General features: G+C 71.2%; 21 protein-coding genes. 8 read left to right on the top strand and 13 right to left on the bottom strand.

What is annotated here, in order from left to right; translation table 11 throughout:
• Positions 1-37: 37 nt before the first annotated feature.
• Positions 38-730, top strand: coding sequence for an urease accessory protein UreG (ureG, locus tag ACIRQ7_RS09965; protein ID WP_404261394.1), 693 nt, complete (start codon positions 38-40; stop codon positions 728-730).
• The gene (locus ACIRQ7_RS09960) at positions 727-1566 is read left to right on the top strand and encodes an urease accessory protein UreD (RefSeq protein ID WP_404261392.1); all 840 of its coding nucleotides are present in this window, start codon (positions 727-729) and stop codon (positions 1564-1566) included. Before ureG ends, ACIRQ7_RS09960 begins: the two co-directional genes overlap by 4 nt.
• A 16-nt stretch (positions 1567-1582) precedes the next feature.
• Here the strand turns inward: ACIRQ7_RS09960 and ACIRQ7_RS09955 are convergent, their stop codons facing one another.
• The 4 genes from ACIRQ7_RS09955 to ACIRQ7_RS09940 all read right to left on the bottom strand — a co-directional run bounded on the left by ACIRQ7_RS09955 (position 1583) and on the right by ACIRQ7_RS09940 (position 3821).
• Positions 1583-1957, bottom strand: a complete 375-nt coding sequence (locus ACIRQ7_RS09955; protein WP_401477142.1) for a hypothetical protein — start codon at positions 1955-1957, stop codon at positions 1583-1585.
• A gap of 71 nt (positions 1958-2028) precedes the next feature.
• Positions 2029-2409, bottom strand: a complete 381-nt coding sequence (locus ACIRQ7_RS09950) for a roadblock/LC7 domain-containing protein (RefSeq protein WP_404261391.1) — start codon at positions 2407-2409, stop codon at positions 2029-2031.
• A gap of 61 nt (positions 2410-2470) precedes the next feature.
• Positions 2471-3358: a hypothetical protein gene (locus tag ACIRQ7_RS09945; protein ID WP_404261389.1), complete on the bottom strand. Its 888-nt coding sequence runs from the start codon at positions 3356-3358 to the stop codon at positions 2471-2473.
• Positions 3359-3419: 61 nt separating this feature from the next.
• Positions 3420-3821 (bottom strand): hypothetical protein, encoded by a 402-nt coding sequence (locus ACIRQ7_RS09940; RefSeq protein WP_401477151.1) that lies wholly within the window; start codon positions 3819-3821, stop codon positions 3420-3422.
• Positions 3822-4505: 684 nt separating this feature from the next.
• On the opposite strand from ACIRQ7_RS09940, the gene ACIRQ7_RS09935 reads away from it, so the two are divergent.
• Positions 4506-6146: an alpha/beta hydrolase gene (locus ACIRQ7_RS09935; protein WP_404261388.1), complete on the top strand. Its 1641-nt coding sequence runs from the start codon at positions 4506-4508 to the stop codon at positions 6144-6146.
• A 124-nt stretch (positions 6147-6270) separates the two neighbouring features.
• Here ACIRQ7_RS09935 and ACIRQ7_RS09930 read toward each other — a convergent pair whose 3' ends face one another.
• The 3 genes from ACIRQ7_RS09930 to ACIRQ7_RS09920 all read right to left on the bottom strand — a co-directional run bounded on the left by ACIRQ7_RS09930 (position 6271) and on the right by ACIRQ7_RS09920 (position 8388).
• A complete protein-coding gene (locus ACIRQ7_RS09930; RefSeq protein ID WP_404261386.1) occupies positions 6271-6552 on the bottom strand; it encodes a YbaK/EbsC family protein in 282 nt (93 codons plus the stop codon).
• Positions 6553-6738: 186 nt separating this feature from the next.
• Complete coding sequence (locus tag ACIRQ7_RS09925) at positions 6739-7563, bottom strand: TIGR02452 family protein (protein ID WP_404261385.1); 825 nt, start codon at positions 7561-7563, stop codon at positions 6739-6741.
• 87 nt (positions 7564-7650) lie between these two features.
• A complete protein-coding gene (locus tag ACIRQ7_RS09920; RefSeq protein ID WP_401477166.1) occupies positions 7651-8388 on the bottom strand; it encodes a lysophospholipid acyltransferase family protein in 738 nt (245 codons plus the stop codon).
• A gap of 363 nt (positions 8389-8751) precedes the next feature.
• On the opposite strand from ACIRQ7_RS09920, the gene ACIRQ7_RS09915 reads away from it, so the two are divergent.
• Positions 8752-9165, top strand: coding sequence for an SSI family serine proteinase inhibitor (locus ACIRQ7_RS09915; protein ID WP_401477169.1), 414 nt, complete (start codon positions 8752-8754; stop codon positions 9163-9165).
• A gap of 29 nt (positions 9166-9194) precedes the next feature.
• On the opposite strand, the gene ACIRQ7_RS09910 is transcribed toward ACIRQ7_RS09915, so the two are convergent.
• From ACIRQ7_RS09910 to ACIRQ7_RS09890, 5 genes are all read right to left on the bottom strand, one after another.
• Complete coding sequence (locus ACIRQ7_RS09910) at positions 9195-9353, bottom strand: hypothetical protein (RefSeq protein ID WP_401477172.1); 159 nt, start codon at positions 9351-9353, stop codon at positions 9195-9197.
• A gap of 109 nt (positions 9354-9462) precedes the next feature.
• Positions 9463-10413, bottom strand: a complete 951-nt coding sequence (locus ACIRQ7_RS09905) for a cytochrome c oxidase assembly protein (RefSeq protein WP_401477175.1) — start codon at positions 10411-10413, stop codon at positions 9463-9465.
• 117 nt (positions 10414-10530) lie between these two features.
• Positions 10531-11556: a 6-phosphofructokinase gene (locus tag ACIRQ7_RS09900; RefSeq protein ID WP_404261384.1), complete on the bottom strand. Its 1026-nt coding sequence runs from the start codon at positions 11554-11556 to the stop codon at positions 10531-10533.
• A 165-nt stretch (positions 11557-11721) separates the two neighbouring features.
• Positions 11722-12450 carry a type 1 glutamine amidotransferase gene (locus tag ACIRQ7_RS09895; RefSeq protein ID WP_401477181.1) on the bottom strand — a complete coding sequence of 243 codons (729 nt, stop codon included), beginning with the start codon at positions 12448-12450 and terminating at the stop codon, positions 11722-11724.
• A 29-nt stretch (positions 12451-12479) separates the two neighbouring features.
• Positions 12480-13718: a MurT ligase domain-containing protein gene (locus tag ACIRQ7_RS09890; protein ID WP_401477184.1), complete on the bottom strand. Its 1239-nt coding sequence runs from the start codon at positions 13716-13718 to the stop codon at positions 12480-12482.
• 187 nt (positions 13719-13905) lie between these two features.
• Between ACIRQ7_RS09890 and def the strand changes: the two genes are divergently transcribed.
• Positions 13906-14466 carry a peptide deformylase gene (gene def / locus ACIRQ7_RS09885; RefSeq protein WP_404261383.1) on the top strand — a complete coding sequence of 187 codons (561 nt, stop codon included), beginning with the start codon at positions 13906-13908 and terminating at the stop codon, positions 14464-14466.
• 27 nt (positions 14467-14493) lie between these two features.
• Here def and ACIRQ7_RS09880 read toward each other — a convergent pair whose 3' ends face one another.
• Positions 14494-15141 carry a TetR family transcriptional regulator gene (locus tag ACIRQ7_RS09880; protein ID WP_401477190.1) on the bottom strand — a complete coding sequence of 216 codons (648 nt, stop codon included), beginning with the start codon at positions 15139-15141 and terminating at the stop codon, positions 14494-14496.
• A 161-nt stretch (positions 15142-15302) separates the two neighbouring features.
• Between ACIRQ7_RS09880 and ACIRQ7_RS09875 the strand changes: the two genes are divergently transcribed.
• The 3 genes from ACIRQ7_RS09875 to gcl all read left to right on the top strand — a co-directional run bounded on the left by ACIRQ7_RS09875 (position 15303) and on the right by gcl (position 19762).
• On the top strand, positions 15303-16529 hold the full coding sequence (locus tag ACIRQ7_RS09875; RefSeq protein WP_401477193.1) for an acyl-CoA dehydrogenase family protein: 1227 nt from the start codon (positions 15303-15305) through the stop codon (positions 16527-16529).
• A gap of 653 nt (positions 16530-17182) precedes the next feature.
• Entirely contained in the window at positions 17183-17581 is a 399-nt protein-coding gene (locus tag ACIRQ7_RS09870) for a hypothetical protein (protein ID WP_404261381.1), read from the top strand.
• Positions 17582-17983: 402 nt separating this feature from the next.
• Positions 17984-19762 carry a glyoxylate carboligase gene (gcl, locus tag ACIRQ7_RS09865; protein WP_401477253.1) on the top strand — a complete coding sequence of 593 codons (1779 nt, stop codon included), beginning with the start codon at positions 17984-17986 and terminating at the stop codon, positions 19760-19762.
• Positions 19763-19985: the final 223 nt, after the last annotated feature.

Genomic DNA, 19985 nt, shown 5'->3' with positions numbered 1-19985 from the left:
CACACCCGCGGCCCTACGAGAACCACCGGAGCCCACCATGCACCTCGACCACAAGGAAACCTTCCCCCAGCGCCACACCCACAGCGCCGACCCGCACCGCTCCGACGGCACCCGCCGCGCCCTGCGCATCGGCCTCGGCGGCCCGGTCGGCACCGGCAAGACCGCCACCGTCGCGGCCCTCTGCCGCGAACTGCGCGACCAGCTGTCCATCGCCGTCGTCACCAACGACATCTACACCCGCGAGGACGCCGAATTCCTGCTCCGCGAGGCCGTGTTGCCTGCCGACCGCATCACCGCCGTCGAGACCGGCGCCTGCCCGCACACCGCCATCCGCGACGACATCTCCGCCAACCTCGAAGCCGTCGAGGACCTGGAAGAAGCAGTCGGCCCACTCGACCTGATCCTGGTGGAATCCGGCGGCGACAACCTCACCGCCACCTTCTCCAAGGGCCTGGTCGACGCGCAGATCTTCGTCATCGACGTCGCGGGCGGTGACGACATCCCCCGCAAGGGCGGCCCCGGTGTCACCAACGCCGACCTCCTCGTCATCAACAAGACCGATCTCGCGCCCTACGTCGGCGTAGACCTGGAGGGCATGGCGCGCGACGCCAAGGCGCAGCGCGGCGAACTCCCCGTCGCCTTCACCGCCCTGAAGTCGGAGAACGGCGTCAAGCCCGTGTCGGACTGGGTCCGCGGGCGGCTCGCGGACTGGACCGCGGGCCCGGCATGACCGGCACGCTCACCGCCGCCACGGACTCACGGGCCGCCGCCCCTTCGGCGGCCGGCCTGCGGGCCACCGCCCGCATCACGGCCCGCACCGACGCCGACGGCATCACCCGCCTGCCGGTCCTCGACGGGGCCGGGCCGTTCGCGCTGCGCCGCGTCCGCGCGCACGACGGCCAGGCCCGGGTCTGTGTCGTCGGCGCCATGAGCGCGCCGCTCGGCGGCGACCGGCTGTGCATCGAGGCCACCGCGGAGGCCGGTGCGGCCCTGCATCTCACGGCCGCCGCTGCGACGGTCGCGCTGCCCGGCCGCAGCGCCGAACCCGCCACCTATGACGTGCGGTTGACGGTCGGCGACGGGGCGCGGCTCGACTGGCTGCCCGAGCCGCTGATCTCGGCCGAGGGCAGCGACCTGTGGATGACCACGACCGTGGAACTGGCTCCCACCGCACGCCTGGTACTGCGCGAGGAACAGGTCCTGGGCCGCAGCGGCGAACGGCCGGGCGCCCTGCGCAGCAGGCTCACCATCCGCCGCGCCGGACGCACACTGCTCGACCAGGAGACGGCGTACGGGCCCGGCGTCCCAGGCTGGGACACCGCCGCCGTGCTGGACGGCCATCGCTCCATCGGTCAATACCTGCTGGTGGAGCCGGAGTTGGCGGACACCCCGGCCGAGGTGCGGCTCCTGGGGGACGCGGCGGCCGGCCGGAGCGGCGACGGCGCGGGGCAGGGTGTGCTGGCGCCACTCGCCGGGCCCGCGCTGCTGGCGACCGCCGTCGCCCCGGACGCGCTGCGGCTCCGCCGTCTGCTGGACGAGGCGGCCCGCGCCGCCACCGCCCGGTGACCGGCCGGCGCCGCCGTCACACCTCCAGACCGGCTTCGAGCTGGGCGAGCCGGTGGCGGGCCAGCGCGAGATTGGCCCGCTTGCGGTCCAGCACCAGATAGAGGAACAGCCCGCCGCCGCCCTTGCCGGACACCGGGCGGATCAGGTGGTACTGCGTGGTCAGCGTGATGAGCATGTCCTCGATGGCGCCCTGGAGTTCGAGCATTTCCATGGTGCGCATCTTGGCGCGGACGACATCGGTGTTACCGGCCGCTGCGACGTTCAGGTCCAGGGCCTGGTTGTCGCCGAGGGTGGCGAGGGCCATGCCGCTGGTGTAGTCGACGAGGGCGACGCCGAGGGCGCCCTCGATCGTCGACATCGCGTCGGCGAGTGCGGTGTCCATCTGAGCCATGACGATTACCGGCCTTTCGGTTTCTTCTCGGTGTGCGGGTGGGTGGTACTGGCAGGCGGAGGGGCAGTCGGTCAGCCGCCCGGCGGCGCGTCGACGAGGACGCCGATGCGTGCGGCGGCCCGGCGGGCCTGGAGATGGAGCCGCCCCACGTTGGTGTCCGGGCTCGCCACGGCGGTGAGGACCGCGCTGCGGCCCGCGGAATAGGCCGCGACATATCCGTGGGTGCCGCGGGTGAGGGACTCCTCGAACGCCCCTTGTCCGGTCGCCTCGGTGAGCCGTTTGGCGACCCCGATCGCCGCCGCGGTGAGCGCGGCCAGGCCGTCCGGTTCGATGTCCTGGAGGTCGTGCGCGATGACCATGCCGTCCGTACTGGCCACCATCCCGCCCCGGAAATGGCGCACTTGGTCCCGCAGCACGCGTAATTCGTCCCGTACAAGGGGTTCCAGCGTCATCAGTCTCCTTCTCTTCGCACGTTTTCCGCGTACGTGCTTCATGGCCGGGGTCCGCGAGGGTTCACAGGTTCTCCTCCAACGCCGTACGCAGGCGGACCAGCAGGGCGATATCCGGATCGGCGGTCTCCAGGATTTCCGGAACCGGCAGGTGCCAGTCCGGCGTACGACGATCTCCGGTGCGGGGCGCGGCGGGCGGGTGCCCGTCCAGGCAGGCGCCGGGCCGCCGCCGGGGCAGCGTCGCCGGCGTGGCGGGCGGTCCGATGTGGCCGGCGGAGGCGAGCCGCCGGACGTCGAGCAGCGTCATGAACGCGGACCGGCCGAGGGCCCGTGCCAGGTCGTACGGGGTGAGCCGGCCGTCGGCGTGGGCGAGCAGCAGCCGCTGCCCGGAGGTGAGGGGCGCGCGACCCGAGGCGGCCGGAAGCGGGCGCACGGGGAAGGCGTCGAACGCCGCCCATGCACGCAGTCGGCCGAGCAGCGCCCGGCGGCGGGCGGTGGCCTGCTGCAGGCGGGCGGCGTCCAGCGGCCGTATGCCGCCCAGCCGGTGCGTGGCGCCCGGCACGAACGAGACGCCGGCGGGCGCTCCGGGTGTCCCCAGGGCGTCGGGTGCGTCGGACAGCGCGAAGAAGGCGGCGTCGAGGAGGGCGGCGAGGTGGCATATCTCCAGCTCCCCCTGCGTCAACAGCCCCTGCCGGACGAGGACATGGCCATCCTCACGGGCCGCCTCCGCCGCCGCCCCGGCCTCCCGCCGGCGCTGCGCGGGCACCCGGCCGGACGCGGCCAGCCGCACCTCCAGCCCGGGTGCTGCCGGGCATTCGACGCAGGTGACCGCGCCGTCGACGAGGTAGAAGCAGCCGTGCGGGCCGCGCAGCGCGCCGGTGGCCCGTTCGGCGGCGTACCGGTCGAGCGCCCCGGCCGTTGCGGACGGGGGCGGGGGTACGGGCAGGCCCATGGCTGCTTCCCTCACCGTTGCTGCCGTTGCTGCCGTTGCTGCCGTTGCTGCCGTGCCGCCGTCAGTCCGAGACCAGCTCCGCCGCCAGATCCCGCAGGCGCAGCCGCGCGATGGCGAGATTGGCCTGCGCGCGATCCAGCCAGAGGTGCAGACAGGTCTGGCTGTCGAAGGCCGTGTGCACGAAGCGGATGAGGTGATAGCTGTCCGCCGCCGTGATGATGAGGTCCTCCAGCGCCGGGCCGCCGGTGGTTGCGGGGCCGCCGGGGCCCGCGGCGTGGAAGGTGGCGTTGCGCGCCACCGCCTGTGCCACCTCCGCGGTGTCGGCCGCGGCGGCGTCGTGATCGCCGTGCGGCGCCCGCCCGGCCGTGCCCAGCGTCAGGCCGCTGGTCCAGTCGACCAGCCCGGCACCCTGGACGCCGGGGATCTCCATGGCCCGGCCCAATACCTGATCGATACCCGGCACTTCGGCTCTCCTTCTGCGCTGCGGTGACGGGCGGTCCGGAGCTGACGGAACCGGCCGTGCGGTGGGACGGGGACGGCGCCGATGCGAAAACGCCGAAGCCCTCCCTCGTGGCAGCCAGTGGGAGAGCCTGCACGGAAGGTTACTGAACGGGTTGCGTCTGGCACATGCCTGAAGGGAATGTGCAGGGCAATTGACGTATTATCGCCCCTCCTCGGCCCGTAGTCGCCCGGGGCCGGCTCCCGCCACACGGGTAAGCAGGGAAGCGATCGCCCTTCACGGCAGCAGCGAATCCACCGGCACCGGGCCGCCGTCGATCAGCCCCACCGCGCGGCAGCCCTGCGGCCGGCCCCGGTCAACGGCACCCTGTCCGACGCGAGTTCGCCATGGCGCACGTCAATGACGCGCAGCGCAGGGCCAGGGCGGCGCGGCAGTCGGCGGGGGCGTACGTACCGCGGTCCGCGGCGGACGACACGGGCGCGGTCATGGCCGGAGGACTACCCGCCGCCGGACCGGCCGAACACCGGGGTCGGCCGCGCCATCCGTCGGCAACCGCCGGAATCCTACGGGTTGGTAAAGAAGTGGTGGTCAAACCTATTCAGGAAGGGACAGGAGACGACAGGATCCTTCTGTAGCTCTGTGATCATCGCCGTCCCAAGCGGCACATCATGCAGGGGGTTCAATTACGTGAGACGAACAGCAGCGCTCGGCGCCGCCGGCAGTCTGGTGACCGGCACGCTCATCGCCGGAGCGATAGCCGCCACACCCGCCAGCGCGGGCGAGCAGCACCAGGGCGGATCCGCCGAGGCACGCGGCGTGCAGACGGCAGCGGCCCGCGCGGCGAAGCACGGCATCGACTGGCAGGACTGTCCCGCCGACTGGGGCCTGAAGGCACCCATCCAGTGCGGATATGTCACTGTTCCGGTCGACTACGCCAAGCCCGGCGGACGCACGATCAAGATCGCGGTCGACCGGGCCGTGAGCACCGGCAGCAAGAAGGAGCGACAGGGCTCCCTCATCTACAACCCCGGTGGCCCCGGCGGTTCGGGCATGAAGTTCCCGGCCCGCATCACCACCAAGGCCCCGCTCTGGGCCAAGACCGCCAAGGCGTACGACTTCGTGGGCTTCGACCCGCGCGGCGTGGGCCACTCCGCGGCCATCTCCTGCATGGACCCGCAGGAGTTCGTCAAGGCCCCCAAGGCCGACCCGGTCCCGGACAACGAGGCGGACAAGCGCGCCCAGCGCAAGCTCGCCGAGGAGTACGCCGACGGCTGCGCCGAGCGCAGCGGGGACCTCCTGCCGTACATGACGACGCCGAACACCGCCCGCGACCTGGACGTGATCCGCGCCGCCCTCGGTGAGAAGAAGCTGAACTACCTCGGCGTCTCCTACGGCACCTACCTCGGCGCGGTCTACGGGACGCTGTTCCCGAACCACGTCCGCCGGATGCTCGTCGACAGCGTCGTCAACCCCTCCCGCGAGAACATCTGGTACCAGGCCAACCTGGACCAGGACGTCGCGTTCGAGACGCGCTGGGGCGACTGGAAGAAGTGGGTCGCCAAGAACGACGCGGCCTACCACCTGGGTGACACGCCCGCGAAGGTCCAGGCGGCCTACGACAAGCTGCGTGCCACCGCAAAGAAGAAGCCCATCGGCAAAGTCGTCGGCCCCGCCGAGCTGACGGGTTTCTTCCAGAACGCGCCGTACTACGACTCCATGTGGGCCACGGTCGCCGAGGTCTGGAGCGCGTACAGCTCCGGTGACGAGAAGCCGCTGGTGGAGAACGCCGGTCCGGACCTCAAGGACACCGCGGGGAACATCGCCTCGGAGAACGGCAACGCCGTCTACACGGCCGTCGAGTGCACCGACGCCAAGTGGCCCACCAGCTGGAAGCAGTGGGACCGCGACAACACCCGGGTGCACGCCAAGGCACCGTTCATGACCTGGTCCAACGCCTGGATGAACCTGCCCTGCGCCACCTGGTCGGCCAAGCAGCAGCGGCCGGTCGACGTCAAGACCGGCAAGGGTCTGCCGAACGTGCTCATCGTGCAGTCCACCCGCGACGCCGCCACGCCGTACGGCGGCGCCGTCGAGCTGCACAAGCGGTTCAAGGGATCCCGCCTGATCACCGAGCGGGACGCCGGATCGCACGGTGTCACCGGCCTGGTCAACCCCTGCATCAACGACCGGGTCGACTCGTACTTCCTCCAGGGGAAGACGGACGGCAAGGACGTGACGTGCGCTCCGCACGCCACGCCCGAGCCGAGCACCACATCGAAGGTCAAGTCGACCGTCACGGGCCTCCTCGGTCTGCCGGCCGCACCTTGATCCGTACCACCGCGCGTCCTGTCTGACGCGCAGCGCGGGCGGCCGGGAATCTCCCGGCCGCCCGTCGCGCGTCAGAGCGCGATCGGCTCCACACGGGGCTCCGCGATCGCGACGTGGTCGTCCGTCACCAGGGCCGGTGACCGGTCCAGCCGGGCCGCGTTGAAGAAGATCTCCGGCTGCTCCAGCAGCGCCCGTCCACGATCAGCGCCGGCTCCTCGTCGAAGGAGAACGGCAGAATCGTCCCGCTGACACTGCCTGCCAGCCGGTCCGCCACCTCGGGCGTGGCGAACCCGGCATACGACCCGCCCAGCAGCGCGTTCAGTGCCGCCGGATCCACCCGCCGGTCGCCCGGCACCACGGCCGGCACGAAGCGCTTGCTCTTCTTGCCCGACCTGACCCTCGCCACCAGGCACTTGGCGGCCTGCTCGACGGCGTTCCCGCGCAGCGCGCTGACCGCTTCCGTGGACCCTTCCTCCGCGTGCTCCAGGACGCGGTAGCGGGCGACCGCGCTCCTCCAACAGTCCGATCAGCTCGGTGTGCGTCTCGTGCTCGCTCACCGTTCTCCGCTCTCTCGCCAGGTGCTTCCTGCCGCTCAGGCCGCGAACACGTCGGCGAAGGCGGCCCTGGTGGGGGAGTCCTCCCGACGGTCCAGCACAGCGAAGACAATACGGTCGAAGCGGCCGGCGAAGCGCCGGCCGTCCAGCAATGCGCCCGCGAACGCCGCGGCGACCTCCGGCGGGTCGTTGCGGAACACCCCGCAACCCCAGGCGCCGAGCACCAGTTGACGGTGTCCGCTCGCCGCGGCGACCTCCAGCACCCGGCCGGCCCGGGCGGCCAACGCCCCCGCCACCCGGCCCGCCTCGTCCGGCCGCTGCCGGGCGATCACCCCGGCGTTCGGCGCCGCCGCCGTCAAGAACCCTGCCTCGTACGGCACTTCGCGCAGCGCGCCGCGGTCGTCGCGGAACACCGGCACACCGGGGGAGAGGATCACCCGGTCGCTGTAGAAGGGGCTCGGCTCGGCGCGGTGCGCGGCGTAGAACTCCGGGGCCTCCCGCACGCAGGTGTACAGCGCCGACCCGCGGCACAGCGCCTCCTCCTGAGCCTGCGCGCCGTTGAGATAGCCCCCGCCGGGATTTCGCGCCGAGGCGAAGTTCAGCACCGCCAACGGCCCGCCACCCGCGGCCGCCAGCCGGGCCCCGGCCGTGAGACTGCCTTCCCCCGTCACCTCGAACACCGTCCGCACGTCCTGCTCCGTGCCCGGGACGGTCACCGGCCCGGGGCCGAACAAACGGGTCCCCGCGCGCGCCCGCGCGATGGCCGCCCCGATGTCCACCAGCCGTCCGCTCGGCGCTCGGTAACCGCCCGCCGCCACCATCTTTTCCGTCTCCTGTGCCATGCCGCGCAGCCGTGCGCTCATCGCTCCCACCCCCGTGGCCGAACCTTCGACGATCAAGGTACGGGCGGGCGGCAAGCCCCGGCGACCGGTTATCCGCTGCCCGGCAGCTCAGTCCCGCCCCTCCGTGCCCGCGCCTGTGCCCCCGCGCCGGCCCTGCCCCCGCCCCCGGCCCTGCGCCGCGGCCTTCGCCTCGCCCGCGTACGTGTCGACGTACTCCTGCCCCGACAGCTTCAGGATCGCGTACATGATCTCGTCGGTGACGGCGCGCAGCGCGAGGCGCTCGTCGTCCATCCCGGCGTAGCGCGAGAAGTCCAGCGGCTCCCCGAAGCGGACGGTGACCCGGATCGCGCGCGGCAGCCGGCGCCCGGTCGGCTGTGCTTCGAAGGTGCCGATCATCGCGCACGGCACCACCGGTACCCCCGCCTTGATCGCCATCGCGGCGACGCCGGTACGCCCCTTGTAGAGCCGGCCGTCGTGCGAGCGGGTGCCTTCCGGGTAGATCCCCAGCAGCCGCCCCTTGCGCAGCACCGACAGCCCCGACGAGATCGCCGCCTGCGAGGCGCGGCCACCGGACCGGTCCACCGGGATCTGCCCGACACCGCGGAAGAACGCCGCGGTCAGCCGGCCCTTCAACCCGGGGCCGGTGAAGTACTCGGCCTTGGCCAGAAAGGTCACCCGGCGCGGCACGATCGCCGGCATCACGAAATGGTCGGCGAACGACAGATGATTGCCGGCGATGATCGCCGCGCCGTCTTCCGGCACGTGCTCGACGCCCTCGATCCGCGGCCGGAACACCAGCCGCAGCAAGGGCCCGAGGATCACGTATTTGAGTACCTGGTAGAACACCGCGTCGGCCTCCCGTAGTCAGCGTGCCGACGCAGAGTAGTCGCCCGCCGATCAGCGCGCGAGGGGTCCGTACGGGCGACCTCGCGGCGTGGCCGCTTGCCCGCGGGCGTCGGGCGGGGTGGCGTAGTGCCTCTCGTGTGGATCAGGCCGGGCTCGCGGGGTCTGGCACGCGCTCCCCACGCCTCACGGGCGCGGGGCCCCCTCCGCGTGGTCACCCCTCAGCGGCGCTCCGCGCCGGCTCCCCCCCCGCCACCTTGCAGCCGCACGCACCAGAGCCCGCTCCCTGATCCGGCCTGGTCCAAACGAGAGGCCCCAGCCGCGCGCATCTGCGCTCGCTCTCACCGAGCCGTCCAGGAGACGCCCATGCCCACGAGCCGCCGACACCGCTTCGCCCGCGCCGCCGCGACCGCCACCGTGACGGCCGGAGCGGCCGTACTGACCGCACTCGCCCCGGCCGGCGCCACCGCACCGTCGGCCGACGAGCAGCTCTTCCTCACCGTGTCCGGCTCCGGCAACACCTGGATCCGCGGCGTACAGCTCGTCTGCCCGGACACCCTCGGCAGCCACCCCGAGGGGGTCGCCGCCTGCGACGCGCTGATCGGGGCCGCCGGAGATCTCAACAGGCTGCCCGGGGACCCGCGCGCGTGCACCAGGGAGTACGACCCGGTCACGGCGACCGCGAAGGGCACCTGGCAGGGCCGCCCGGTGGAGTGGACCAAGAGCTACCCCAACTCCTGCACCCTGGAGTCCGCCACCGGCGCCGTCTTCCGCTTCTGAGCCCCAGGGGCGGCCCGGGGCCCGCGCGCTCAGGCCTGCCGCGCCGCGACCACGCCCAGCGTCACCAGGGCCAGCACGACCCAGGAGAACCAGAGCCAGCCATTGCCGCCCAACGCCACGGTGTAGGCGGTCGCGACCACCAGCCCGCCCACCGTGCACACGGCCATCGTCTTAGCAGATCCGGGCATACCCGCAACCTCCTCACGGCAGCCCGCCGCACCAACGCCACGGGCCGCGGCCATGGGACCATCGTCCCCGGCCGCGGCCCGTACCGCTAGCTGTCTGCTGCCCCTGGAGTCACTGCCCCCGCGCGTTGAGCGAGGCGAGATAGGCGTTGTAGTCCGCCAGATCCTTGTCGCCGTTGCGGTCGGCGGCCCGGTCCGAGCGCTGCGACTGGCGCTCCTCGGACTTGTACCACTGGAAGACCAGGGCGATCAGCACGACCACGGACGGGATCTCACTGAAGGCCCAGGCGATACCGCCCGCCGCCGTCTGATCGGCCAGAGCCTCGATCCCGAGCGAGGCCGGCGGATGCGTGTACGTGCTGACCATCGGCTCGGTCGCCATCATCAGGGCGATGCCGAAGAAGGCGTGGAAGGGCATGCCCGCGAACAGCTCCAGCATCCGCATGACATAGCCGGGGCGGTGCGGGCCCGGGTCGACGCCCATGATCGGCCAGAAGAAGACCAGCCCGACCGCGAGGAAGTGCACCATCATCGCGATGTGCCCGGTCCGGGACTCCATCAGGAAATCGAAGAGCGGCGAGAAATACAGCCCGTACAGGCTCGCGATGAACAGCGGGATGGTGAACGCCGGATGCGAAACGATCCGCAGGTAGCGGCTGTGCAGCAGTGCGACGAGGAGTTCGCGCGGCCCCTTGCGGCCGCGTCCGGCGGTCGGCAGCGCGCGCAGCGCCAGCGTCACCGGCGCCCCGAGCAGCAGCAGGATCGGTGACAGCATGCTGATGACCATGTGCTGCACCATGTGCACGCTGAACATCGCCATGCCGTAGTCGTTGAGCTTGGTGCACATCACCAGCGCGACGGTCAGCACCCCGACGACCCAGGCGACGATCCGGCCCACCGGCCAGGCGTCGCCCCGCCGCCGCAGCCGCAGCACCGCCCCGGCGTACAGCACCAGCCCCAGCAGGCAGCCGACGAGAAAGAACGGATCGCCGCCGAACTCCAGCCCCCGCCCCAGCGTGAACGGCGGCAGATCCATGTTCATGCCGTGCCCGCCGTGATCCATCCGCTCGCTCCTGATTCGTACCGATACTCCGGCGACCAGACTAGAGCTGCCCCCGGCCGATGCCATGGCCGGGGGCAGGTCGTTGCGCGGAGAACTACCGCGTGCGGGCGTCGCAGGTCACAGCACGCACTCGGCCTCGGCGTAACGCTCGGCCGGCACCGTCTTGAGCGTCTCGACGGCCTCGGCCAGGGACACCAGCGTGATGTCCGTGCCGCGCAGCGCCGTCATCATGCCGAAGTCGCCGCGGTGCGCGGCCTCGACGGCGTGCCAGCCGAAGCGGGTGGCGAGCACCCGGTCGTACGCGGTGGGCGTACCGCCACGCTGCACGTGGCCGAGGATGACCGGGCGGGCCTCCTTGCCGAGGCGGTTCTCCAGCTCCAGGGAGAGCTGCCGGGCGACGCCGGCGAACCGCTCGTGGCCGTACATGTCCTTGCCGCCGATGTCGAACGACATGGTGCCCGCACGCGGCTTGGCGCCCTCGGCGACGACCACGATGGCGAACTTCTTGCCGGCCTCGAAGCGTGCCGCGACCCGGGCGGTCAGCTCCTCGATGTCGAAGGGCCGCTCCGGCACCACGATCGCGTGCGCACCGGCGGCCATGCCGGAGTGCAGCGCGATCCAGCCGGTGTGCCGCCCCATCACCTCGACGATCATCACCCGCTGGTGCGACTCCGCGGTCGTCTTGAGGCGGTCCAGCGCCTCGGTGGCGACGCCCACCGCGGTGTCGAAGCCGAACGTCACATCGGTGACGGCGATGTCGTTGTCGATGGTCTTGGGTACGCCGACGATCGGCAGCCCGGCGTCCGACAGCAGCCGCGCCGCCTTGAGCGTGCCCTCGCCGCCGATCGGGATGATCGCGTCCAGGCCCAGCTCGGCGACGTGGCCGCGGGCCCGCTCGACGCCGTCGCGCAGGTGGGCGGGCTGTACACGGGACGAGCCGAGGATGGTGCCGCCGCGCGCCAGGATGCCGCCGACGGCATCGAGGTCGAGCTTGCGGTAGTCGGCCTCCAGCAGGCCCTTCCAGCCGTCGCGGAAACCGATCACCTCATCGCCGTGATCAGCGGTGGCGCGGTGGACGACGGACCGGATGACGGCGTTCAGACCGGGGCAGTCGCCGCCGGAGGTGAGTACACCAATACGCATTGCTCGTAGAACCCTCTGCAGCTCAACCGGAGGCCCGGACCCCGTCGTCCGGTTGGAATCCCGCACACCCTACAAGCGCGGAGCCGCCGGGCACACGTACGCCCGCAGTGCAAGACTGCGGGCGTACGAAATGGTTGATTACGGACTATTCGTCCGAATCGCGCATCAAGCGGGCTGAGTTGCCGCGGCGATCCGCTCCTGCCGCAGTGCCTCGTACCAGCGGTCGTCGGCCGGCGGCAGCGCGTTCACGTCCAGCGCCAGCTTGATCAGCAGATCCGCGATATGCGGATTGCGGGCCATCACCGGGCCGTGCATGTACGTACCGAAGACGGTGTCGTTCCACGCGCCCTCATAGCCGTCGCCCACGCCGTTGCCGTTGCCGAAGCGGACCTTGGCGAACGGCCGGGCGGTCTCGCCCAGGTGCGTCACACCCTGGTGGTTCTCGAAACCGGTCAGCGGCGGCAGCCCCAACTGCGGGTCGATGTCGGCGAGTACGTCACCGACGCACCGCTCCGCCTCACCGCGGGTGCTCACCACGTCCAGCAGCCCCAGGCCCTCCTGCTGCTCCCCGAGGTCATTGACGAACTCGTGGCCCAGGATCTGATACCCGGCGCACACCGAGAACACGATCGCGCCGTTGGAGACCGCACGGGCCAGGCCGCCGTCCCGGATCAGCCGCTCGGAGGCGAGCCGCTGCGGCCGGTCCTCGCCGCCACCGATCAGGTAGATGTCACCGGAGGTGGGAATCTGCTGGTCGGACCGTACGTCGAGGCGCTGCACGTCCAGCCCGCGCTGTCGTGCCCGCCGCTCCACCACGAGGGCGTTGCCCTGGTCGCCGTACGTGCTCAGCAGATCGGGGTAGATCCACACCAGGCGCAGGCTGTTGTCACTCATGCTCGCTCGTCCTTGTCCGCGCATCGCGCTCAGTTGCCCACTCGCCGACGCAGGTCCTGGAAGGCCGTGTAGTTGGCGATGACCTCGATACGGCCGGGCGGCGCCATCCGCACCGCCTCGTCGAGGTTCTCGCACACCTCGAAGTCGAGCCCGGCGACCTCAAGACGCACCGCCAGGTCCAGCTTGCGGTCGCCGAGCACGAAGATCGGGTGCCCGGCCAGTCGCGTGTAGTCGACGTCCCACAGCCAGGAGGTGTCCGTACCGTCGGCGCCGCGGGCGTTGACGGACATGATCACCGGGGTCGGCGGCGGGTCGATCAGCGAGAACGTCTCCAGCCAGCCGGCCGGGTTCTTCGCCAGCAGCAGCCGCAGCTCCCGCTCCATGAACGTGACCACGTCATAGCGGCCGGCGACGGCCTGTACCGAGTTCATCCGCTCCAGCGCCACCTGCGGCGGCACACCGAACGCGGCGGCGACCGCGGCCGACGTCGTGGCGTTGGCCTTGTTGGCGCGCCCCGGCAGCTGCAGTTTGATCGGCCACGCACTGCCGTGCGGGTCCAGGACATGGTCACCGGAGAGCGCCCAGCTCGGCGTCGGGCGGCGGAAACCGCACTCGCCGCAGAACCAGTCGTCGCCGGGACGCTGCATCACGCCACCGCACGACGGGCAGGACCAGGCGTCGTCCTTCCATTCCTGACCGGCCGCGACCCATACGACGTTCGCGGACGACGAGGCCGCCCAGACGATCAGCGGGTCGTCCGCGTTGGCGATGATCAGCGCCTTGGACCCGGCCAGTCCCTCGCGCCAGTGCTCGGCCAGCATGCGGGTCTCCGCCGCCCGGTCGAGCTGGTCGCGCGAGAGGTTCAGCAGCGCTATGGCCTTCGGCGTCACGTCCCGTGCCACGCCCGAGAGGTACTTCTCGTCCACCTCGATGACGCCGTACTTGGCGTCCGAGCCGCCGGCCAGTGCGGACGTGATGCCCGCCGGCATGTTGGCGCCGAGTGCGTTGGAGACCACCGGGCCGCTGGCCCGCAGCGCCTCGGCGATCAGTCGTGTGGTGGTCGTCTTGCCGTTGGTCGCCGACACCAGGATGACGTCCAAGTGCCGTGCGAGCCGGGCCAGCAGGTCGGGGTCGAGCTTGAGTGCCACCCGGCCACCGATCACCGATCCGCTGCCGCGGCCCGCCGCGCGCGACACCGCCGCCGCGGCCTTGCCCGCCGTCACGGCCAGCTTGGCCCGTGGCGACAGCGGCTCCGTGTTGCCTGCCATCGTCCTTGATCCTCCTTGCATCCGGCGCCCTCCTGCCCTGTGGGCTGCCGGTGGAACGCCTCCTCCGGAGCCGATGACCGGCCGGAGGCTTCGGTCGGGGATCAGCCTATCGAGATCCGGGGCCGGGCCCGAACCCCGCCACCCGTGCGGCGACATCCGGCCCGGCCCGGACCGTACGCTTACCCCCATGCGCTCCCGCACCATCCCCGGCTCCGCCGGCCGCCCGCGACCCTTGCGAATCCTCGGCGATCCGGCCCTGAAGGAGCCCTGCCGGGAGGTCACCGCCTTCGACGGGGAGCTGGCCCGGCTGATCGAGGACATGTACGCCACGATGTACGCCGCGCGTGGCGTGGGTCTCGCCGCCAACCAGATCGGTGTGCCGCTGCGGGTGTTCGTCTACGACTGCCCCGACGACGAGGACGTCCGTCACCTCGGTCATCTCGTCAATCCCCGGCTCGTGGAGACGGACGGCCCGGTCATCCGAGGCTCTGAGGGCTGCCTCTCCCTCCCCGGCATCGAGGCCGGCACCCCGCGTCACGACCACGCGGTGGTGGAAGGGCGCAGCCGGGACGGTGAGCCGCTGACGGTGGCCGGCACCGGCTTCTTCGCCCGCTGCCTCCAGCACGAGTGCGACCACCTCGACGGCGGTCTCTACGTCGACCGTCTCACCGGCCTCCGGCGCCGCCGGGCGCTGCGCGCGGCGGCCAAGGCCCCCTGGGCGGTGGCGGCGGGGGAGCCGGGCCGCTGAGCGACCGGGCACCTCACGCCGCGCCCGTCAGAAGCCGGGTCCCTCCGCGCGGTCCTTCACCGTGGCCAGCTGGCCCCACAGCAGATCCGTGAGGTGTTGCACCAACTCCTCGCGGGAGAAGGGGCGTTCGCGCAGCCACCAGTCGCCTGCCGCGTGCATCATGCCGACTATCCCGTGGCCCCACACCCGGGCCCGCTCCTCGCCACCGGGCCCCAGGTCGAGACGGTCGGCGATCACCTTGGCGAGTTCCTCACCCAGCCTGCGCAGCAGCGGGGCGGAGTGCCGCCCCACGTCGAACCCGGACTCGGTGGGGCTCTCCTCGTCCGCCGGGTGCATCAGGAACCGGTAGACCTGCGGCCGGGCCTCGATCGCGACGAGGTAGGCGTCGAGGGTGGCCTCCACGCGGTCGCGGCGCAGGACCGGCGCGTCCAGCGCGGTCCGCAGATTGTCCAGCAGGGCGTCCGTGTGCCGTACGGCAAGCGCGCGGTACAGCCCGCCCTTGTCGCCGAAGTGCCGGTAGAGGATCGGCTTGGTGATGCCGGCCTCCGCGGCGATGGCGTTCATCGACGCCCCCGGGCCGTCCCGCAGCACGATGCGCTCGGCGGCCTCCAACAGCTCCCGCCGTCTGCGCTCGGTCGCCGTCTTCTGGCGATCGCTGTGCTCTGTGTTCTCCATGGTCGTGCTCCCCACCCTTGTGAATCCGTGGCGCTCGCGCAACGTAACACCCGAACTCCACGACGAATCCGCGCACCTGGGGAGTTGACATTCCTTACTGACGAGTAACACACTGCGGTTACCGCAAGTAACAGCTGAGAGCACGTAGCGCTGGAGGGGTCATGGCCGAGTTCACCATGGAGCTCAACGACGAGCAGAAGGAAGTCCGCGACTGGATTCACGGCTTCGCCGCGGACGTCGTGCGCCCCGCCGCCGCGGAGTGGGACGAGCGGGAGGAGACTCCCTGGCCCGTCATCCAGGAAGCGGCCAAGATCGGCCTGTATTCGCTCGACTTCTACGCCCAGCAGTTCTTCGACCCCACGGGCCTCGGCATCCCCATGACCATGGAGGAGCTGTTCTGGGGCGACGCCGGCATCGCCCTGTCGATCGTGGGCACCGGCCTCGCCGCCGTCGGCGTGCTCGCCAACGGCACCGAGGAGCAGATAGGCACCTGGGTCCCGCAGATGTACGGCGACGCCAACGACGTCAAGGTCGCCGCCTTCTGCTCCTCCGAGCCGGACGCCGGCTCGGACGTCGCCGCGATGCGCACCCGCGCCGTCTACGACGAGGCCAAGGACGAGTGGGTGCTGAACGGCACCAAGACCTGGGCGACCAACGGCGGGATCGCGGGCGTGCACGTCGTCGTCGCGGTCGTCGACCCCGACCTCGGCTCCAAGGGCCATGCCTCCTTCATCGTGCCCCCCAACACCCCCGGCCTCTCCCAGGGCCAGAAGTTCAAGAAGCACGGCATCCGCGCCTCGCACACCGCCGAGGTCGTCCTGGAGGACGTCCGGATCCCCGGCCACTGCCTGCTCGGCGGCAAGGAGAAGCTCGACGAGCGCCTCGCGCGGGCCCACGAGCGCGCCAAGAACGGCGGCGAGCGGGTCAAGAACGCCGCGATGGCCACCTTCGAGGCCTCCCGCCCGGCCGTCGGCGCCATGGCGGTCGGCACCGCCCGCGCCGCGTACGAAGAGACGCTGGAGTACGCCAAGACGCGCACCCAGTTCGGCCGCCCGATCATCGACAACCAGGGCGTCGCCTTCCAGCTGGCCGATATGCGCACCCAGATCGACGCCGCCCGTCTGCTGGTCTGGCGCGCCTCCTGGATGGCCACCACCGGCAAGCCGTTCACCTCGGCCGAGGGCTCCATGTCGAAGCTCTACGCGAGCGAGGTGGCCAAGACCGTCACCGCGCAGGCCGTACAGATCCACGGCGGCAACGGCTTCACCCGCGAATACCCGGTCGAGCGGATGCACCGCGACGCCGCGATCTACACCATCTTCGAGGGCACCAGCGAGATTCAGCGCCTGGTCATCGCCCGCACCCTGTCGGGCATGCCGATCCGCTGAACGATCCGCCGGCCGGTCGGCTGACCGGCCCGTCACGCGCCGCTGCCGCCGGCCCCTCCCACTACGGGAGGGGGGCCGGCGGCAGCGGCGCTTTCGGCTGCCCCTACTCCCCGCGGAGCAGCGCGGGGAGTAGGGGCAGCCGCCCGCCGTACGACGCGCGGGAGAGCGGATCCGCGGAGGGTGGGGATACGGCGCCGACCCGGGCGGGGGCCGGCCACCGACCCGAGGAGATGACCGAAAGTGACCACCCGCGCCGCGGACCGCCACCGCATTCCGCCGCTGCGCCGCCTGTCGGGTGCCCTCCGGACGCACTGGAACACAGCCCGGACCGTCGAGCGGATCAGCTACGCGCTCGGTGCCGTGCTGACCCTCGCCGGGGTGTTCCACCTGGGCGTCTTCCTGGTTGACGGCGGCCCTTGGGGTGGTCCTGTCTCATGGCGGAAGCCGACGTCCTTCGGCCTGTCCTTCGGGCTGACGCTGCTCGCCCTCACCTGGCTGACCTCGTACCTCCGCATCGGAGCGCGGCTACGCACCGTCACGCTCGGCGTCTTCGCCGCGGACTGCGTCGTGGAGGTCGCCGGCATCACCGTGCAGGCCTGGCGGCACGTTCCCTCGCACTTCAACCGCGAGAGGGGGCGGACAGTTCGGTCTCGATGCTGCTCGCGGTGGGCGGCGCCGTCCTGGTCGTCACCCTCGTCCTCTTCGCGGTGCACGCGTTCCGCGGCAATCCGGCCCTCGCCCCGAGCATGCAACTGGCGCTGCGTGCGGGGTTCGTGGCCCTGCTCATCGGCCTCGCCTCCGGCGCCGCGATGATCGTCCGTGGCGTCATCGAGGTCAACTCCGGTCAGCAGCACCTCGCTTATGCCGTCGGAGGCTTCCTCAAGCCGGTGCACGGGGTGAGCCTGCACGGCATCCTCGTGCTGCCGGCGCTCGCGTGGCTGTCGGCCCGCACTCACTGGAGCGAGGAGCGCCGCACCCGGCTCGTCGCGCTCGGGGCGTGCGCGTACGGGGTGGCCATCTGCGGCGCGCTCGCGCTGTCACTGGTGGGCTGAAGGGCCCCGATCCTGCGCGGTACCGCCGAGGGCTGAGGCGCTGAGCGCCTCCCGCACGTCCTCCCGTCCTCCTCCCGCACTTCATGCGTACGTCCGTTCCGCAGGGCAGCTCCGTACGTCCCTGCCGCGGTCGCGCGGTTCTCGCGGCCGGTCCATGGTGGGCCGGCTCGCCCGCCTGCCCGTACGGCCGGTGCCCCATCCGTCACGTGCCCCCTCGCCCACCCCGCATCGCGGACATTCCGGCACCCCGCACCGGTCATCCCCTTGACGGCTCGATCGTCGCGCTCTACGTTCCTTCCATAAAGCAAAACATTAATTCCATGATGCGGAATTAAGAACTTCTGGCCCCTCGGTCGGAACATGCCCCTGACAGGTCGACGCAGGAGTACCTCGATGCCTCGAATGACAGCCGCCCGCGCCGCAGTGGAGATCCTCAAGCGCGAAGGCGTGACCAACGCGTTCGGCGTGCCCGGCGCCGCGATCAACCCGTTCTACAAGGCGCTCCAGCAGGGCGGTGGGATCGACCACACCCTCGCTCGGCACGTCGAGGGCGCGTCGCACATGGCCGAGGGCTACACCCGTGCCAACCCCGGCAACATCGGGCTCTGCATCGGTACGTCGGGCCCGGCGGGCACCGACATGATCACCGGTCTGTACTCGGCGATCGGTGACTCGATCCCGATCCTCTGCATCACCGGCCAGGCCCCCAGCCACCTGCTGGCCAAGGAGGACTTCCAGGCCGTCGACATCGCGTCGATCGCCAAGCCGGTCACGAAGATGGCCGTCACCGTCCTGGAGGCCGCGCAGGTCCCCGGCGTCTTCCAGCAGGCCTTCCACCTGATGCGCTCCGGCCGTCCGGGCCCGGTCCTGATCGACCTGCCCATCGACGTCCAGCAGGCCGAGATCGAGTTCGACCCGGAGACGTACGAGCCGCTGCCGGTCTACAAGCCGTCCGCGACCCGCGCCCAGATCGAGAAGGCGATCCAGCTCCTCGTCGCGTCGGAGCGGCCACTGATCGTCGCCGGCGGCGGCATCATCAACGCCGACGCGAGCGACCTCCTGGTCGAGTTCGCCGAGATCACCGACACCCCGGTCGTGCCGACCCTGATGGGCTGGGGCACCATCCCCGACGACCACGAACTGAACGCGGGCATGGTCGGCCAGCAGACCGGCCACCGCTACGGCAACGCGACGTTCCTGGAGTCGGACTTCGTCCTCGGCATCGGCAACCGCTGGGCCAACCGCCACACCGGCTACAAGCTGGACGTGTACACCCAGGGCCGCAAGTTCGTGCACGTCGACATCGAGCCGACTCAGATCGGCAAGATCTTCGCCCCGGACTACGGCATCGCGTCCGACGCCAAGGTCGCACTCGAGCTGTTCGTGGAGGTCGCCCGCGAGCTCAAGGCGGCCGGCAAGCTCCCCAACCGCTCGGAGTGGGTCGCCTCCCACCTGAAGCGCAAGGAGACGCTCCAGCGTCGTACCCACTTCGACAACATCCCCATGAAGCCGCAGCGCGTCTATGAGGAGATGAACAAGGCCTTCGGCCCGGAGACGCGGTACGTCACCACCATCGGCCTCTCCCAGATCGCGGGCGCGCAGATGCTGCACGTCTACAAGCCCCGCCACTGGATCAACTGCGGCCAGGCGGGCCCGCTCGGCTGGACGATCCCGGCGGCCCTCGGTGTCGCGACGGCCGACCCGGAGACTCCTGTCGTCGCGCTCTCCGGTGACTACGACTTCCAGTTCATGATCGAGGAGCTGGCGGTCGGTGCGCAGCACCGCATCCCGTACGTCCATGTGCTCGTCAACAACGCCTACTTGGGCCTGATCCGCCAGGCGCAGATCGGCCTGGAGATCAACTTCCAGGTCAACCTGGAGTTTGAGAACCAGAACTCCCCGGAGCTGGGCGTCTACGGCGTCGACCACGTGAAGGTCGCCGAGGGCCTCGGCTGCAAGGCGATCCGCGTCACCGACCCGAACGAGCTGGGCGCGGCCTTCGAGCAGGCCAAGAAGCTGGCCCAGGAGCACCAGGTCCCGGTCGTCGTCGAGGCGATCCTGGAGCGGATCACCAACATCTCCATGAGCCCCACGGCTGACATCAGCGCGGTCAAGGAGTTCGAGGAGATCGCCACCGAGCCGGGCCACGCGCCCACCGCGATCAAGCCGCTCAAGGTCTGACCCGGGTCAGGTCCGGGCCGGGCGGGGCCCGGACCTGATCCGGGCGGCGGGACGGGCGCGGCCTCTCGGCCGCGCCCGCCCTCGCCGCCATCCGGTACACCCATCCCGCCACCAGACACACCCATTCGCTATCCGGAAGGAGCGCCGCCTTTATGGGTTTCACGGACACGCGCTTCAACGTCAATCTGTCGATTCTGTTCACCGAGCTTCCGTTGCTGGAGCG

This window comes from Streptomyces sp. NPDC101393 (assembly GCF_044767385.1).
Lineage (GTDB): Bacteria > Actinomycetota > Actinomycetes > Streptomycetales > Streptomycetaceae > Streptomyces.
The sequence above is the reverse complement of the archived record's forward strand: the minus strand, read 5'-3'. Positions and strand labels throughout refer to the sequence as shown.